The sequence below is a fragment of the Dongia deserti genome (assembly GCF_003574735.1).
In the GTDB taxonomy this organism is placed as follows: domain Bacteria; phylum Pseudomonadota; class Alphaproteobacteria; order Dongiales; family Dongiaceae; genus Dongia_A; species Dongia_A deserti.
In genome coordinates this window covers 108894-125232 of the sequence record NZ_QORW01000003.1, presented here as the reverse complement: position 1 = coordinate 125232, position 16339 = coordinate 108894, and the positions used below count along the sequence as shown (strand labels likewise).

10 protein-coding genes are annotated in these 16339 nt (G+C 62.6%); 9 read left to right on the top strand and 1 reads right to left on the bottom strand.

Features of this window, described 5'->3' with window-relative positions; genetic code table 11:
• The first annotated feature begins 274 nt into the window (after positions 1-274).
• The 5 genes from DTX69_RS05735 (at position 275) to DTX69_RS05715 (ending at position 10752) form a co-directional block, all read left to right on the top strand.
• The gene (locus DTX69_RS05735) at positions 275-2731 is read left to right on the top strand and encodes a calcium-binding protein (RefSeq protein ID WP_119300553.1); all 2457 of its coding nucleotides are present in this window, start codon (positions 275-277) and stop codon (positions 2729-2731) included.
• A gap of 256 nt (positions 2732-2987) precedes the next feature.
• Positions 2988-4865 carry a calcium-binding protein gene (locus DTX69_RS05730; protein WP_119300552.1) on the top strand — a complete coding sequence of 626 codons (1878 nt, stop codon included), beginning with the start codon at positions 2988-2990 and terminating at the stop codon, positions 4863-4865.
• Positions 4866-5154: 289 nt separating this feature from the next.
• Positions 5155-7308, top strand: a complete 2154-nt coding sequence (locus tag DTX69_RS05725) for a type I secretion system permease/ATPase (RefSeq protein WP_119300772.1) — start codon at positions 5155-5157, stop codon at positions 7306-7308.
• Complete coding sequence (locus DTX69_RS05720) at positions 7298-8818, top strand: HlyD family type I secretion periplasmic adaptor subunit (RefSeq protein ID WP_119300551.1); 1521 nt, start codon at positions 7298-7300, stop codon at positions 8816-8818. Before DTX69_RS05725 ends, DTX69_RS05720 begins: the two co-directional genes overlap by 11 nt.
• A 206-nt stretch (positions 8819-9024) precedes the next feature.
• Positions 9025-10752 carry an MFS transporter gene (locus tag DTX69_RS05715; RefSeq protein WP_284735571.1) on the top strand — a complete coding sequence of 576 codons (1728 nt, stop codon included), beginning with the start codon at positions 9025-9027 and terminating at the stop codon, positions 10750-10752.
• On the opposite strand, the gene DTX69_RS05710 is transcribed toward DTX69_RS05715, so the two are convergent.
• Positions 10694-11617, bottom strand: a complete 924-nt coding sequence (locus DTX69_RS05710) for a LysR family transcriptional regulator (protein ID WP_119300549.1) — start codon at positions 11615-11617, stop codon at positions 10694-10696. The genes DTX69_RS05715 and DTX69_RS05710 overlap by 59 nt on opposite strands.
• 201 nt (positions 11618-11818) lie before the next feature.
• Here DTX69_RS05710 and torT point away from each other — a divergent pair, with 201 nt between their 5' ends.
• From torT to DTX69_RS05690, 4 genes are read left to right on the top strand one after another with little or no spacing between them, the layout of a single operon-like run.
• Positions 11819-12895, top strand: a complete 1077-nt coding sequence (torT, locus tag DTX69_RS05705; protein ID WP_119300548.1) for a TMAO reductase system periplasmic protein TorT — start codon at positions 11819-11821, stop codon at positions 12893-12895.
• 9 nt (positions 12896-12904) lie between these two features.
• A complete protein-coding gene (locus DTX69_RS05700; RefSeq protein WP_284735570.1) occupies positions 12905-14473 on the top strand; it encodes a sugar ABC transporter ATP-binding protein in 1569 nt (522 codons plus the stop codon).
• Positions 14473-15495: an ABC transporter permease gene (locus DTX69_RS05695; protein ID WP_119300547.1), complete on the top strand. Its 1023-nt coding sequence runs from the start codon at positions 14473-14475 to the stop codon at positions 15493-15495. Before DTX69_RS05700 ends, DTX69_RS05695 begins: the two co-directional genes overlap by 1 nt.
• Before the next feature lie 23 nt (positions 15496-15518).
• Positions 15519-16247 (top strand): LamB/YcsF family protein, encoded by a 729-nt coding sequence (locus tag DTX69_RS05690; protein WP_119300546.1) that lies wholly within the window; start codon positions 15519-15521, stop codon positions 16245-16247.
• The last annotated feature ends 92 nt before the right edge of the window (positions 16248-16339 follow it).

Here is a 16339-nt window from a genome sequence, read left to right as displayed (position 1 = left end):
GAAGGCTCGACGGGAGCCCCTGTCAACAACGGTATTCCAGTAAACACGGATAGCGGCCTTGTTCTTTCGATATTGCCACAGGGAGGTGCAGGAAATACTGTTCTTTTCTCTAAAATTGCGTGGCGGATCAATAGCTTACGCCGAAAGGACTAGGGCAATATTAAGTTTTCCTTAACCGCTCTCGCCTCTATTCGGGAGAGCGAGTCAGTCGAGCCGCCCATATTCGCGCCCTTGACGGTTTCTCGCGCCCAGAAATCCGACGAGGACAGACGTGATGGCAACTATCTACGTTTCGCCGACCGGCTCCGGCTTGCGCAACGGCTCTTCCATCGAGAATGCCGCCACGCTCTCCAGCCTCAACAAGCACATCCAGGCGGCAGGACCGGGCGGAGAGGTGCTGCTGATCGCGGATCAAGGCGCCTACCAGCAGAATACGCAGATTGCCATCACCGCCGGTGGCACTGAAGGTGCGCCGGTCACCATCCGAGGGATCGATAGTTATGGCAATCCGATGGCGGCCGAGATTGTGGGATCACGCTCCGCCGGCTGGACATACGGCATGAGCGAAGGCAATGAACTCTTCCGCCTGCTTTCCGGCGCCGACAACCTGGTATTCGAAGACCTGTCGGTCAGGAATTTCGGCAACGGCGTGTTCCGCGCCGGCGCTGACATCTCGAACCTCACGATCCGCGACGTCGACGCCAGCAATGTCGGCCGGTTCTTCGAGAATTACGTTTCCGGCACCGCCACCTCGGCGACCGTCAGTGGCTTGACCATCCAGGATGTCGACGTTGCCGGCTATTCGCGCGGCGTCATCCGCCTGCAATATGACACGCGCGATGTGCTGATCGACAATGTGATCGGCGATAGCCAGCGCACGTACGGCGGCCTTTATGTGTCCGGCATCGCGCTCGATGGCACAGTGCATGATGTTCTCATCTCGAATACCAAGATGAAGAACAATTTCGGCCAAGGAACCGCCACCGAGTATTGGAACGGCGACGGCTTTGTGACCGAGCGCGGCGTCTACAACGTACGCTTCGAGAATACGATGGCGTCCGGCAATACTGATGCCGGATACGATCTCAAGTCGAGCAACACCACGCTGGTGAATGTGACCGCCGAGGGCAACAACCGGAACTATCGGTTCTGGAGCACGTCAATCACGCTTGAAGACAGTGTCAGCCTCAACCCGACCCGCTATGGCGGCACTTCCCATACGGTGCACGTCTGGCTGGCCGAAAACGCGAACGCCACCGTTGACGGATTGACCTTCTCCGACGCGCTATCGCCGCAAATCTTGTTCGACCTGACCAAGGGCGGTGCAACATTGCATTTGATCGACACGTTTGTTCCGCCCCTCTACGAGGACCTCATGCGGGTCCGGAACGGATCTGTGATCGTGACCAACGCGGCGCCGACGGGCATCGCTCTGTCGGGCGGCGTGGTGGAGGAGAATGCGGATGCCGCAACCTGGGTCGCCACTTTGAGCGCGATCGATCCCGATGTGCGCGATAGTCACAGCTTCACTTTGGTCGGCGGCGCGACAAACCTGTTCGAGATCGTGGGCAGCGAGATCCGCGTCAAGGCAGGCGCTGTGCTCGATTTCGAAACACAGAAGTCCCACAATCTCACCATTCAGGTCACCGATCAAGGCGGCCTCTCCTGCGCCCAGTCTGTCGCCATCAAGCTGACGGACGTGGTGGAGACCGGCTCGGCCGGCAATGACACGTTGACCGGGGGCGCTGGGGGCGATCGTTTGGCAGGTGGCGCAGGCAACGATACCTACATCGTGAATTCTACGGGCGACGTCATCGTCGAGCTGTCGAGCCAGGGCAGTGATCTGGTGAAGACGACGCTCTCCAGCCACGCGCTCGAAGCGAATGTCGAGAAGCTGGCCTTCATCGGGACCGGCGACTTCGTGGGGATAGGCAACGCGTCGAACAACACGATCACCGGCGGCGCGGGCGACGATACGCTGCGCGGGGGCAGCGGCAAGGACAAGATCAATGGCGGTCTCGGCAACGATCTGCTGGATGGTGGCGGCGGCAATGACACGCTGACCGGCGGCATTGGAGACGACACCTATGTCGTCAACAGCGCGGGCGATGTCGTCTCCGAAAGGGCGGGAGAAGGCATCGATACGGTGCAGAGCTCCGTCAGGCATACCCTTGGTTCTTACCTCGAAAACCTCACCCTGACGGGATCGAGTGCGATCAATGGCGCTGGCAATGGCGGAAACAATATCATCGTCGGCAACAGCGCTGCCAACGTCCTCAACGGCGGGGCCGGCAACGACATCCTCGATGGCGGAGCGGGAAACGATACGCTGATCGGCGGCGAAGGAGTCGATACCTACCGATTCGGCCGCGGCGGCGGCAGGGACGTGATTTCCAACGCCGATACGGACGGCGGCGCGGATAGGCTGGTGTTCGGCAATGGCATCGCGGAAACCGATCTCTGGTTCACGCGCAGCGGCAATGATCTGGTGGTGAGCGTGCTCGGAAGCACGGATCGCGTGACCTTGCAGGGCTGGTATCTGAGCGCCAGCAACCGGCTCGATCAGTTCGAGCTCAGCGATGGCTCGAGCCTCGCGGCTTCCCAGGTCCAGCAGCTCGTCACCGCGATGGGATCATTCTCCGCTCCTCCGGCGAGCTTCTCTAGTCTGACATCGACGCAGCAACAATCGATCGAATCAGTGATTGCGGCAAATTGGCGCTCGGCCGATTGACAGAGTCGACGAGGCGTCGCTAATTGTATTAGCAATTGCGTGCTCACAGCGGCAGCGGCGCGACAGCGTCTGACAATCAGGTGCCGCCTGTGTGGGGGAAGACCGAAACAAAGGTCATGTGAATGCGCCTTGAGCCGAGTGGCATCGGCCCAAGACGCGCAATCGCTTTTGAGACTTGGGGATTTTCGACGGGCGCAGCGGCTGAACGCCGTTCGCCTGGACATGTCAATTTGTCTGCAAGGAGTACAGGCGGTCCATGACTATTTTCTACATCTCTCCCACCGGTGCTGGCACGCGCAGCGGATCTTCCGTGGCGAATGCCGCGACAATCAACGATCTGCCCAAGCTCATTGCGGCCGCGGATCCGGGTGACGAAATCCGAGTGCTTGCCGATCAGGGCGCCTACAAGGTGACTAGGCAGCTTGCGATCAGTGCCGGCGGCGCAGCGGGCGCGCCGATCACGATTCGTGGTACCGACAGCAGCGGCGCGCCGATGAAAGCGACCATCGTCGGCAGTCGTCCGGCGGACTGGGATCCGGGCGAACCTCAAGGCAATGAGTTGTTCCGCCTGCTCGACGGAGCGGATCATCTGAGGTTTTCGGACCTGACGACCAAGAACTTCGGAAACGGTGTGTTCCGCATCGGTGGCAATCTGCAAGATATTTCGATCCAGCGCGTGTCTGCCACCAACGTCAAACGATTCATCGAGAATCAAGCTTCCGGCGATTCGACCTCGGCCAGTATCAATGGGCTGAAGGTCCAGGACGTGACGATCACCGGTTTCGGAGAGAATGCGATTCGGCTGAAGTACGACAGCCACAATGTGACGCTGCAGAACGTCGTCGGCGATGGCTTGGGGAAGGGATACAGTCTCGTGATGGCTGGTCTCAGGTTAGAGGGGACAGTCCACGACGTGGTCGTTGATCATGTGACGATGAAGAACGTCTACGGCAGAGGCAGCTCGACCGACTACTGGAACGGCGATGGCTTCGTCGCGGAGAGCGGCACCTACAATCTGACTTTCCGGGATACTTATGCCTCGGGCAACACCGATGCGGGTTACGACATCAAGTCTAACGACGTGACGATGATCCGCGCCCATGCGACCTACAACAACAAGAACTACCGGTTCTGGGGTGATGGGGTCACGGTGGTGGATAGCGTTAGTACCAATCCACATCACTTCGGCGGAAAAGGCACCCTGGCGCACCTCCATGCAGGCGGTCACAGAGGCACCACCGTCACATTGGACAACTTCCGCTACTCGGATACTTCGGGGGGGACGATCAAGGTCTTTGATCTCTTGCATGACGGAGTCACCGTCACCCTGATCGATACGGTCATGCCGAGTTCAAACCTGATCCGGTTGGGCGACGGCAGCACGGTCAAACTGCTGAGCGGCTCGACCTCGAACGGACTGACTGTGAATGGAACTTCCGGCGCAGACACGCTCACCGGGGGAGCCGGCGCCGACACCCTGATCGGCGGAAAGGGCAACGATACCTACGTCGTCAACAATGTTGGCGATCGTCCGATGGAGCAGGGGGCGGAAGGCATCGATCTTGTGAAGACCACGCTCAGCTCCTACACGCTCCCCGGTCACATCGAGAAGCTGCGCTACGCGGGTTCCAGTAACTTCTCCGGAACGGGCAACAACCTGGCGAACCGCATCATAGGAGGGGCCGGCAATGACCGGCTGAGTGGTGGCGCCGGCAATGACACGCTCACCGGTGGTCAGGGCAGCGACACCTATTGGTACGGTCTCGGCGGCGACAACGACACGATCTACAACGGCGATAGCGGAGCTCCGGACAAGGTGGTATTCGGCTCGGGCATCACGGAGGATGACCTCTGGTTCGCCCGAAACGGCAAAGACCTGCTGGTGACCGTGCGCGGTACCGGCGGCTCGGATAGCGTTCGTCTTAAGGGATGGTATTCCGACTCGTCGAACCGACTCAGCAAGTTTCAGCTCAGCGATGGCAGCACGCTGGAAGCGTCCAAAGTGCAACAGATGGTGCAGGCGATGGCGGCGTTCTCGACCAGCGCCGGCGCACCCACCAGCCTGAGCGGCAGTGAGGAGCAAAAAGTGGAGACGGTGATAGCCGCCAGTTGGCAGAGCGGCAGCAGCGCCTAAGGCTCGGCAAGGATGGCCGCCTGACAGCAAGCCCTATGGGCACGCGGTCAGGCGGCGACCGCCGCCAATCGGCAAACCGGCGCCTCAACCTCGTCGTCTTCCACCAGGCGGATTCCGTATCACTTTTGCAGACGGGTCCGTATCACCTTTGTCAGATGTCCGTTGATCGCTCGCTCTCCAAATAGGGCGAAGTTGTCGGAAAAAGCCGGCGAAGATTAATGGTTCAGTCAACTATCGCAGCGATATTCCTCCGGTGTCCATAAGCTTGGTTAACGAATCCAACGCAGCCATGGCCGATCAACTCGTCTCCAGTGCGGCTGATGTCCGACAGCGAACCCTCAGCTGCCTCGCGACTCTGTTCCGCTTTCACGGCATCGCCATGGGCGCCGAGGCGCTCGGCCGCGAATTGCCGAGTTCGGAGGCGATCGGCGCCGACGATATCGTGCGCTTGGCGCGCCGGCAGGATCTGAAGGCCAGGCGCTCGACCACGTCATACGAGCGCCTCGCGGCCGCGCCCTTGCCGGCCTTGGCCGGGGCGAAAGACGGCAGCTTTTTCATTCTCGGTCGCAGCAACGAGGACAAGGTGCTTGTCCATCGTGGCACCGGGGGCGCCGCCGAAGTGCTGGACAGGAACGCCTTCGAAGCCGTCTGGGACGGCAGCCTGATCTATATTACGCGCCGGGCGACCTTGTCGGACTTCGGCCGGCAGTTCGACATCTCCTGGTTCATGCGGGCGATCTACAAATACCGCAACCTGTTGAGCCAGGTGTTGCTCGCCTCCTTCTTCCTGCAGATCTTCGCACTGGTCACGCCCTTGTTCTTCCAGGTCGTGGTGGACAAGGTGCTGGTCCATCGCGGCATGACCACCTTGGACGTCCTGTTGATCGGCTTGGTCACGGTCTCGATCTTCGAAACCGTGCTCGGTGCCCTACGCACCTATGTCTTCTCGCATACCACCAACCGCATCGACGTGGAGCTCGGCGCCCGCTTGTTCCGCCATCTCGTCGCTCTGCCGCTGGCCTACTTCGGCGCGCGCCGCGTCGGTGATTCGGTTGCGCGCGTGCGTGAGTTGGAGAACATCCGCCAGTTCATCACCGGCTCCAGCCTGACTCTGGTGATCGATCTCTTCTTCACCATCGTCTTCCTGGCGGTCATGGCCTGGTACAGCTGGTGGTTGACGTTCATCGTGCTGGCCTCGCTGCCGCTCTATGCCGGTATCAGCCTCGCTCTGACGCCGTTGTTCCGCGCGCGGGTGGAGGAGAAGTTTCAGCGCGGTGCAGAGAACCAGGCGTTCCTGGTGGAGACGGTCACCGGCATCGAGACGCTGAAATCCATGGCGGTAGAGCCGCAGATGCAGCGCCGCTGGGAAGAGCAGCTGGCGGGCTATGTCGGTTCCTCGTTCCGCGTCGCCAATCTCGGCAACTACGCCAGCCAATCGATCCAGCTGGTCTCCAAGCTGGCGACCGCCGGCATCCTCTATTTCGGCGCCAAGGCCGTGATCAGCGGCGACATGACCGTGGGCGCGCTGGTCGCCTTCAACATGTTGGCAAGCCGCGTGTCCCAGCCGGTCCTGCGGCTTGCCCAGGTGTGGCAGGACTTCCACCAGGTGCGCCAGTCGATCCAGCGCCTGGGCGACATTCTCAACACCCCGCCGGAGCCCGCCGCGACGCCCGGCCGTGGTGCGTTGCCCACCATCAAGGGCGCGATCCGCTTCGACCACGTGAAGTTCCGCTACCGCCTGGACGGACCCGAAGTGCTTTGCGGCGTCAACATCGAGTTCCCGGCGGGGCAGGTGGTCGGCATTGTTGGCTCCTCCGGTTCCGGCAAGTCGACCGTGGCAAAGCTGGTGCAGCGGCTCTATGTGCCCGAATCCGGCCGCGTGCTGGTCGACGGCATTGACCTCGCCATGGTGGATGCTTCCTGGCTGCGGCGGCAGATCGGCGTCGTGCTGCAGGAGAACGTGCTGTTCAATCGCACAGTGCGAGAGAACATCGCGCTCGCCGATCCCGGCATGCCGCTGGACCAGGTGGTGGCCGCGGCCAAGCTTGCCGGGGCGCACGATTTCATCCTGCAACTGCCTGAAGGCTATGACACGGTGATCGGGGAACGCGGTGGCACTCTGTCGGGTGGGCAGCGCCAGCGCATCGCCATCGCGCGCGCGCTGGTGACCAACCCGCGCATCCTCATTTTTGACGAAGCGACCAGCGCCCTCGATCTCGAATCCGAGCAGGCGATCCAGCGCAACATGCGCCATATCTGCAAGGGTCGCACTGTCTTGATCATCGCGCACCGCCTGTCGACCGTCCGCACTTGTGACCGCATCATCACCATCGAGCAGGGCCGCATTGTCGAGGACGGCAAGCACGAGGATTTGATCCGCAGCGGCGGGCGTTACGCTCTGCTGCATCGCGTCCAGACTGGCGAGGTGATCGATGCAGCGTGACAACGCCGCCCGCAACCTGCCGTCCGTTCCGGATGGCAGTCTTCCGGCTAACGATTCGCAGGAATCGGTATCGGAAAAGACCAGCGCCAAGGTGCTGCGCCTGCCGCGCCGCACGCGGGATGAGCGCGAGTTCCTGCCGGCCGCGCTGGAGATCGTCGACACGCCGCCCTCGCCAGTCGGCCGCGCGATCGGCTTGACCATCATCCTGGTTGCGATCATCGCAATCGCCTGGGCCTGCATCGGCAAGGTCGATATCGTCGCGACTGCATCCGGCCGCATCGTTCCACAGGGCAAAACCAAGGTCGTTCAACCGGCCGATACCGGCATCGTCACCGCCATTCATGTTGCGGACGGTGACAACGTGAAGGCGGGCGATGTCCTGATCGAGCTCAATTCCACGCAGGCCCTGGCCGATCGCGATCGCTTCGCGCGCGACCTGCTGCAGGCCAACCTCAATCTTGCGCGCTTGCGCGGACTGGCTGCGACTTTGCCTGGCACGCCAGGTGAGGGCCGCCAACCGGACCTCGTGGCTCCGCCTGCGGATGCCAAGCCGGAGGATCTCGCGCTCACTCTGGCCGCGATGCGCGCGCACGCGGCGAACGAGAATGCCAAGCTGGCCGATCTCGATCAGCAGATCCAGGCCAAGCAGGCCGAGGCGGCCGAGGCGGCGGCGATGGTCGAGAAGTTGCAAGCCTCGCTGCCCATGCTGGCTGACCAAGAAAAGCTTATGCGCCAGATGCGCGATCAGATGGTCGGCAGCAAGCTCGATTGGTACCAGATCAATCAGAAGCTGATCGAGCAGAAGCACGACGTCGGTGTCGTCGCTCACCGCAAGGAAGTGGCCGAGGCGGCTCAGCGTGCCCTCCGCGAGCAGCGCGCGGCAGAGGCGACGCAATATCAGATGCAGATCCTGGCCGAGCTCGACAAGGTGCGTACGCAGGCGAGCGAACTGGAAGCGGAACTGGCCAAGGCCGAGCAGCGCCTGCGCCAGGGCGTCCTCCGCGCGCCCATCGACGGCACGGTCCAGCAGCTAGCCGTCCATACGATCGGCGGTGTCGTGACCCCCGCCGAATCGCTGCTGACTATCGTGCCCGCCGAAGCCAGCCTGGTGGTCGAGGCCGCCGTCCAGAACAAGGACGTCGGTTTCATCCGCGCCGGTCAGACGGTGCGTGTGAAGGTAGAGGCTTTCAATTTCACGCTCTACGGCCTGATTGAAGGCAAGGTGCTGGACGTCACCCGTGACGCCGTCAACCGCCCGGCCAATGACAAGGGCGGTCGGGCTGGCGATCCGAATCGCGGAGATGCCATCGCGTCCGACGGCGAGTCGGGTCCGGTCTATATCGCGCGCGTCGCCCTGTCCCAGGACTGGATGATGACAGAGAACGGGAAGGTCGCTCTGACACCTGGCATGGCCGTCACCGCCGAGATCCAGACCGGCGAGCGCCGTCTCATCTCCTTCCTGCTGTCCCCGCTGGTCCGCAACGTTTCCGAGAGCATGCGCGAGCGCTGAGGCTTCCCGTCTAGGATCGTAACGAGCCCCCTTCTCCATAGCGGGAGAGGGGGTTTTTGCCTCACCCCGCTATTGCCGGTGTTCGCGAGCCTGAGATCTGTGCAACAATCCCGTGACCCGGCACGAACGCGACTCTTTGTCCGGGCCCGATCACAGTACCGACGACCACATCGATAGTCATGAATGAGTCCACGCCGGCGCGCCCCATGACTGCACGGGCGTCGCCCCTCACGCCATTCAAGTATCACATCTTTCTGGCGCTGTGGCTTGCCAGCCTGTTCTCCAACTTCGGCGGCCTGATCCAATCGGTCGGCGCGTCGTGGCTGATGACTTCGCTCTCGCCGACGGCGGATGTCGTCGCATTGGTTCAGGCTTCGACCGTTCTGCCCTACATGCTGTTCTGCCTCGCTGCGGGCGCGGCAGCCGACGTTTTCGACCGGCGTGCTTTGATGCTGGCGGCACAGATATTGGCCCTGGTTGTCTCGGCACTGCTGACGGCATTCACTTTCGCCGGAGTCATGACGCCCTGGCTGCTGCTGACCTTCACCTTCCTGGTTGGCTGTGGCAATGCGATCTACGGGCCGGCGTGGCAATCTTCCGTCGGCGAGGTGGTGCCGCGCACCGAGCTGCCTGCCGCCGTCGCGCTCAACAGCCTCGGTTTCAATCTCGCACGCACGGTGGGTCCGGCGATCGGCGGACTGATCGTGGCCACATTCGGATCACAGGCGGCGTTTCTCATCAACAGCATCAGCTACATCGGCCTGATCGCGGTGCTGTTCTCCTGGAAGCGGCCGGTGGAGCGAAGACTATTCCCACCCGAGACGATCCCCGCCGCTATGATGGCGGGCCTGCGATACGTCGCACTCTCGCCCACGATCCGCAGCGTGCTCATCCGCGCGACGGTTTTCGGCTTGGCCGCCAGCAGCATCTGGGCGCTGATGCCGCTGATCGCGCGCGACTTGATCAAGGGCGGCCCCTCAACCTACGGCTTGTTGCTCGGCGCCTTCGGCGTGGGCGCGGTGCTGAGCGCCCTGTCGAGCACTCGGTTGCGCGCCCGCTTCGGGAGCGGGCATATCGTGACGGTCGCTACATTATCCTTTGCCGTCGGTAGCATTCTCGCGGCCTTCAGCACGACCCTGCCGATCACGATGTTCGCCATGGTGCTGGGCGGCGCCGGCTGGGTGCTGGCGCTGTCCACTTTCAACATCTCGGTGCAATTGTCGGTGCCGCGCTGGGTGGTCGGACGGTCCGTTGCGATCTATCAGACCGCCACCTTCGGCGGCATGGCGCTTGGCAGCTGGCTGTGGGGCCTTGCCGCACACCATTTCGGTCTTGTCTTCAGCCTTGCGGCGGCGGGTGGCGTGCTGGTTGCGTCGATGTTGCTTTCGCGTGTCTGGCCCGTCCCGAGTGGAAGCGGCGAGGATCTCGATCCGCGCGCGCCCGATACCACGCCGACCTTGAATCAGGCGATTCCCCATCGCGCCGGGCAGGTCGTGGTGACGATTGAGTATCTCGTTGCCCTTGCCGATGCGCCACACTTTGCGAACGCTATGCGCAAGCTCGCGCAGGCACGCCAGCGCAACGGCGCCCGCCGCTGGTCCCTCATGGTCGATGTCACGGATCCGGAGCTGTGGGTCGAGCGATTCCAGTATCCCAGCTGGGTGGATTATCTGCGGCAGCGGTATCGCGGCACCGTCGGCGACCGCGCGATATGGGAACACGCCCGGACCTTCCATCGCGGAGATGCGCCGCCGAGGGTGCGTCGCCTGATAGCGCAACCTGTCGAGCACATCGCCGCCGCGCCGTCTGCGGAGCGCGAGCGAGTGCCGGCGATCGCGATAACGGATCCGGCCCTGCCGCCGGATCCATCCACGGCTACAGAGTCATCGACCTCGGATTCCCCGACAGAAACTCCATCCGGCAGAACTCGATGAAGGCGCGGGCCGGCGCGGGTAGCTCCGCGCTTTTGGACCAGGCGAGGCCGACATCCATGGTCGGGATCTGCGCGCTCACTTCGCGCGATTCCAGTTTGTCGCCTTCCAGCGACCAGGGCCGATAGACCATGTCGGAAAGGATGGTGACGCCGGCGCCGGTCGCGACCAGGCTGCGGACCGCCTCCACGGAATCCGTGCGGAACACCACTTTGGGCGCCAGGTTGTGCTTGGACCAGTAGGAGAGGGTGGTCTTCGCCGCCTCGTCGATGGTGAGCTGGATGTAAGGTTCTTTCGCGATATCGCGCAAGGTCACCTTTGGCTTCGCGAGCAGCAGATGATTGGTGGAGGTCCATAGGCGCCGCCGCGACTTGGCCAGTGTCTCGGTTGCCAATTCCTGGACATGTTTGAGATTGGAAACCAGCAGGATGCCGAGACCAAGCTGCCCGTTCACGAGCTGCCGCTCGATCACGCTGCGGTCGAGCTCACGGATCGATACCGTGACGTCAGGAAACGAGCGGCGGAACCGCGCCAAAGGCGCAGCCAGGAAATAGCCAGCAACGGTGATCGTGACGCCGATCGTCAGCTCACCTTCCACCCGCTTGCGATGCGCGCCCACGGCGAAGGTTGCCGCGGTCAAGGCAGAGAGAACATTCCTGCAATGCTGCAGAAACACATACCCATCGTACGTTACCTTGATGCCGCCGCGATGGCGCGTAACGAGACGCGTGCCGACGCTTTCCTCCAGATCCTGGATCGCTTCGGTGATCGCCGACGGCGAGATGCCGACAGCTGAGGCGGCCGTGATGATCTTCCCCGCCTCCGCCGCCGCCACGAAATAGCGAATCTGCCGGATATTGAAGCTCATTCTTGGTCCCGCTCGAATTTCGGATTTTCCGAAATACTAACTCAAAAGATCGCGCTTTACAAAACTCGGCCACAAATCAGGATTTGCCGCAATCGCGAGATCGCGGCGCATGCATACGAACGCTGCGATGGATCAGGGCCTGGCATGGGAAGGGAGTCCGTGCCATCCGCGAATAGACCAAACCGCAGGGAGGTTTTTCAGATGAAGAAGTCGCTCACGCTGGCGGCGTCGGCCGCAGCGCTCGTCACCGTATCGGTCGGCGCGCTGGCCGCGTCCGGCAGCTGGTTTCCATATAAGATCGAGGTGTGGGAGAAGGCCTTCGACATGGCAAGCCCGCGCCACATGATGGAATACACGCCCTTGGACAAGGCGTCGCAGAAATGGAAGCTCTGCGTGTCGTTCCCGCATATGAAGGACGATTACTGGCTGGCGGTCGACTACGGGGCGATCGACGAGGCCAAGCGCATGGGTGTGGCCATGCAGGTGCTCGAGGCCGGCGGCTACACAGAGCTCAACAAGCAGATCAGCCAGATCGAAAATTGCGTGGCCGGCGGCGCCCAGGCGGTCATCATCGGGGCGATCTCGTTCGACGGGCTCAACAACCTGGTCGGCCAGCTCACGGCCAAGAAGATCCCGGTGATCGACGTCATCAACGGCATGTCATCGGACAAACTGTCCGCCAAGTCGCTGGTCTCCTTCGGCGAGATGGGCGGCAAAGCCGGCGAATACCTAGTGAAGCTGCACCCGAAGGGCGGCGAGAAGGTCAAGGTCGCCTGGTTCCCCGGACCGGCGGGCGCCGGCTGGGTAGAGGCGGGCAATGCCGGCTTCACCGCCGCGGTCAAGGAAGGCGAGATCGAAGTCGTGGACACCAAATACGGCGATACAGGCAAGGAAGCGCAACTCGCCTTGCTTGAGGACGCGCTGACCGCCCATCCGGAGGTCAACTACATCGTTGGTACGGCGGTGACCGCCGAGGCTGCGATGCAGCTGGTGCGCGACCGTGGGCTGGAGGATCAGGTGAAGATCCTCTCCTATTACTTCACGCCCGGTGTCTATGAAGGCATCAAGCGCGGCCGCATCCTGGCTGCGCCGACGGACTCCGCGGTCATCCAGGCACGCGTCGCGGTCGACCAAGCCGTGCGCATCCTGGAGGGCAAGGAGTACGAGAAGCATGTCGGGCCGGAGCTCTATGTGATCGACAAGTCGAACATCGAGACCTTCGATCGCAACTCCTCGCTGGCGCCGGACGGCTTCAAGCCGGAATTCAGCGTGAACTAAGAGTACGGCGTGACCAACGGTAGCTTGTATCGAGAGGTGCCTCCCACAGCACCGGCCGGTGCCGCCCTAAAGGGCGGCGCCGGCCTCCCGTTGCTGCGGACGGAAGGTCTCTGCAAGCACTATCCCGGCGTTGATGCGCTGGTCGATGTGGACTTCGAGCTGGCACCGGGCGAGGTCCATGTGCTGTTCGGCGAGAATGGTGCCGGCAAGTCGACGTTGATTTCTATTCTCGCCGGCGCCAACCAGCCGACGCGCGGACAGGTCTATGCCAATGGCGAGCCGGCGACCTTGGCCAATGTGCGCGAGGCCCGCGCCCGCGGCATCTCCGCCGTGTTCCAGGAATTCTCGCTCGTGCCGCAGTTGACGGTTGCGGAGAACCTGTTCCTCGGCGCGGAACCCACGAAGCATGGCCTGCTCGATCGTGGCGGTGAGATCAAGCGGGCACAGGAGTTGCTGGAACGTCTCGGCTTTCCGCTGCGTGCCGACCGGCAAGTGCAGTATCTGTCGCGCGCCGAGCAGCAGATGGTGGAGATCGCCAAGGCCTTCCGCAGCGATCTCTCCGTTCTTATCCTCGACGAACCGACCGCCTCGCTAACGGAGCGCGAGACGGAGAGCCTGTTCGCGCTGATCGCGCAGGCTAAGGCGCGCGGTGTCGGCATCATCTACATCACCCACCGCATCGCGGAAATCCGCCGCATCGCAGATCGCGTGACGGTCCTGCGCGACGGGCGTAAGGTCGGCATGATGGATGCGGCCCATGCCGACGAGACGACTCTCATTCAGATGATGTCGGGCCGCCCGATCTCGCAGATCTTCCCTAAGGTCAAATATGCGCCGGCCGAAGTCGTGCTGCGGGCCGAGCGAATTAGCACCGAAGACGGTAGCGTGCGTGACGTCAGCATCGAGGTCCGCTCGGGCGAGATCGTCGGGATCGCCGGACTGGTCGGCTGCGGCAAGTCGGAGGTGGCGCGCGCCTGTTACGGCCTGCTGCCGCTTGCCAAGGGCAAGGTGACCTTTGCCGGTCAGGACGTCAGGGGCGCGACACCGCGCCGGATGCTCGATCTCGGCTTCTCCTATCTGCCGCCCGACCGCCACAAGGAAGGCCTGGTGCTGAGCCGCTCCTCGGTCGAGAACGTCTCGTTGCCGGCATTGCACCTCGGTGCGTTCTCGAGTGGCATTTTTCTGAAGCGCCGCGCGGAGCGGCAGACCGTCTCCAATCTCGCGCGCGAGCTCCAGCTGCATCCGTTCGACATCGACCGCGATGTCGGCACCTTCTCGGGCGGCAACCAGCAGAAAGTGCTGATCGGCAAGATGCTGACCCGCGAGGTGAAGCTGTTCGTGTTCGACGAGCCGACCGTGGGCGTCGATGTGTCCACCCGCGTATCGATCTATCAGCTTATCGCGCAATTGTGCGAAGGCGGAGCAGCGGTGCTGGTGATCTCCTCCGACCTGCCGGAGATCCTGCATTTGTGCAACCGCGCCTATGTCATGTTCCGCGGCCATGTGCAGGTGGAGTTGCAGGAAGGACAGATCACGGAGGACAGGGTATTGTCGCATTTCTTCGAGAGGGCGGCCTGATGGCGGAGCGCGTGATGGAACGCCAGGCTCAGGGCTATGAGCAGAAGCTGCAGCAGATCTTCGTCGCAGTCGGGGTACTGCCGATCCTGCTGGTTGTTGCCGTCGTCCTGTTTTCGTTCATGTCGGACTATTTCCTGTCCTTCAACAATATCGCCAACGTGCTGCGCCAGAGCTCCTACCTCACCATCGTGGCCTTGGGGCAGATGGTGGTGATGGTGACCGCCGGCTTCGATCTCTCCGTCGGGTCCACGCTTGCCGTCACCTCCGTCACCAGCGCGCTCGCCATGTCCGGCATCGCGGCCGGCAATCCCGATGCGCCCTGGCTCGCCATCGGCGGCGGCGTGGTCGTCGGCTTCGCGTGCGGTCTTTCGGTGGGCATCATCAATGGCCTGGGCGTGGCACTGCTCAGTGTCTCGCCATTCATCATGACCCTCGGCATGGCATCGGTCGGGTTCTGTGCCGCGCTCTATCTCACCGCCGGCATGCCGGTGCGCGGCATTCCATACGAGTTCGCGGACACCTTCGGCAGCGGCGGGTTCCTCGGCCTGAAGGCGCCGGTCTGGGTTGCGCTGGTCCTGTTCATCGCGGTCTATCTCCTGATGACCTGGACGCGGTTCGGGCGGCATTTCTATGCCGTCGGCGGCAACATCAAGGCGGCGGCGCTCTCTGGTGTCAACACACGGCGCACCTTGTTCCTGGCCTATGCCATCTGCGCGGCCCTGACCAGCATTGCGGGGCTGTTGCTCACGGCGCGCATGGAGACGGGCGAAGCCAATATTGGAACGTCGATGCCGCTGCAATCGATCGCGGCCTGCGTCATCGCCGGTGTCTCGCTGCGCGGCGGTACGGGCAAGGTGCCCTATGTCGTGCTGGGCGCCCTGTTCTTCGGCGTGGTGGAGAATGGAATGAATGTCTCCGGCGTCAGTTCTTATCTCCAGATCGGCGTGACGGGCCTCATCCTCATCTTCGCCGCGGTGGCGGACGAGTTCAGGCGGCGGCTCAGCGCGCGGACCAAGGACTAGAAATCACGAGTGGAGGAATTGCCATGGCTGTCATCAATTGCGACATGGGTGAGAGCTTCGGCCTCTACCGCATGGGCGACGACGAGGCGATCATGCCTTACATCTCCGTCGCCAACGTTGCTTGCGGATTTCATGGCTCGGATTTCAACCATATGCGCCTGACGGTGCGCCGCGCCAAGAAGTTCGGCGTCAAGGTCGGCGCGCATCCCTCGTTGCCCGACCTTCAGGGTTTCGGCCGGCGGGAGATGAAGATGAGCCGCGAGGAGCTCGCCAACTGCATCCTCTATCAGGTCGGCGCGCTCAAGGCGTTCCTCGATGCTGAAGGCATGCCGCTCAACCACATCAAGCCGCACGGCGCACTTTACGGAATGGCGGCGCGGCAAGAGCATGTGGCGCACGCGATCTGCGACGCGGCGGCGGTCTACAAGGTCCCGTTGATGGGCATGGCCGGCACGCTGCATGAGAAGATCTACACCGAGCGTGGCTTCAAGATGATCTCCGAGTTCTATGCGGACCTCGACTATGCCGACGACGGCAACCTCATCATCACCCGCGAGCATGAGGCCAAGGACCCGGCGGAGGCAGCCGCGCGCTGCGTGCGCGCGATCAGGGAGCACAAGACCAAGTCGGTGGGCGGCAAGGACATCGCAGTCGGCGCCGACGCGATCTGCGTTCACTCGGACACGCCCAACGCCGTTGCCATCGCGTCTGCGGTGAAGGAAGCGGTGAAGCCGTATATGGACGCCGCATGAAGTGACTTATTCTATCGTCATGATCGGGCGTGGCCCGACCATCCACGAGTTTCGCTGGGCATGAAAACGCTGATGACGCAAACTCGTGGATC

Coding starts and splice junctions, on each gene's coding strand:
- DTX69_RS05735 (WP_119300553.1), top strand. CDS start 275: ATGGCAACTATCTACGTTTCGCCGACCGGCTCCGGCTTGCGCAACGGC.
- DTX69_RS05730 (WP_119300552.1), top strand. CDS start 2,988: ATGACTATTTTCTACATCTCTCCCACCGGTGCTGGCACGCGCAGCGGA.
- DTX69_RS05725 (WP_119300772.1), top strand. CDS start 5,155: ATGGCCGATCAACTCGTCTCCAGTGCGGCTGATGTCCGACAGCGAACC.
- DTX69_RS05720 (WP_119300551.1), top strand. CDS start 7,298: ATGCAGCGTGACAACGCCGCCCGCAACCTGCCGTCCGTTCCGGATGGC.
- DTX69_RS05715 (WP_284735571.1), top strand. CDS start 9,025: ATGACTGCACGGGCGTCGCCCCTCACGCCATTCAAGTATCACATCTTT.
- DTX69_RS05710 (WP_119300549.1), bottom strand. CDS start 11,617: ATGAGCTTCAATATCCGGCAGATTCGCTATTTCGTGGCGGCGGCGGAG.
- torT (WP_119300548.1), top strand. CDS start 11,819: ATGAAGAAGTCGCTCACGCTGGCGGCGTCGGCCGCAGCGCTCGTCACC.
- DTX69_RS05695 (WP_119300547.1), top strand. CDS start 14,473: ATGGCGGAGCGCGTGATGGAACGCCAGGCTCAGGGCTATGAGCAGAAG.
- DTX69_RS05690 (WP_119300546.1), top strand. CDS start 15,519: ATGGCTGTCATCAATTGCGACATGGGTGAGAGCTTCGGCCTCTACCGC.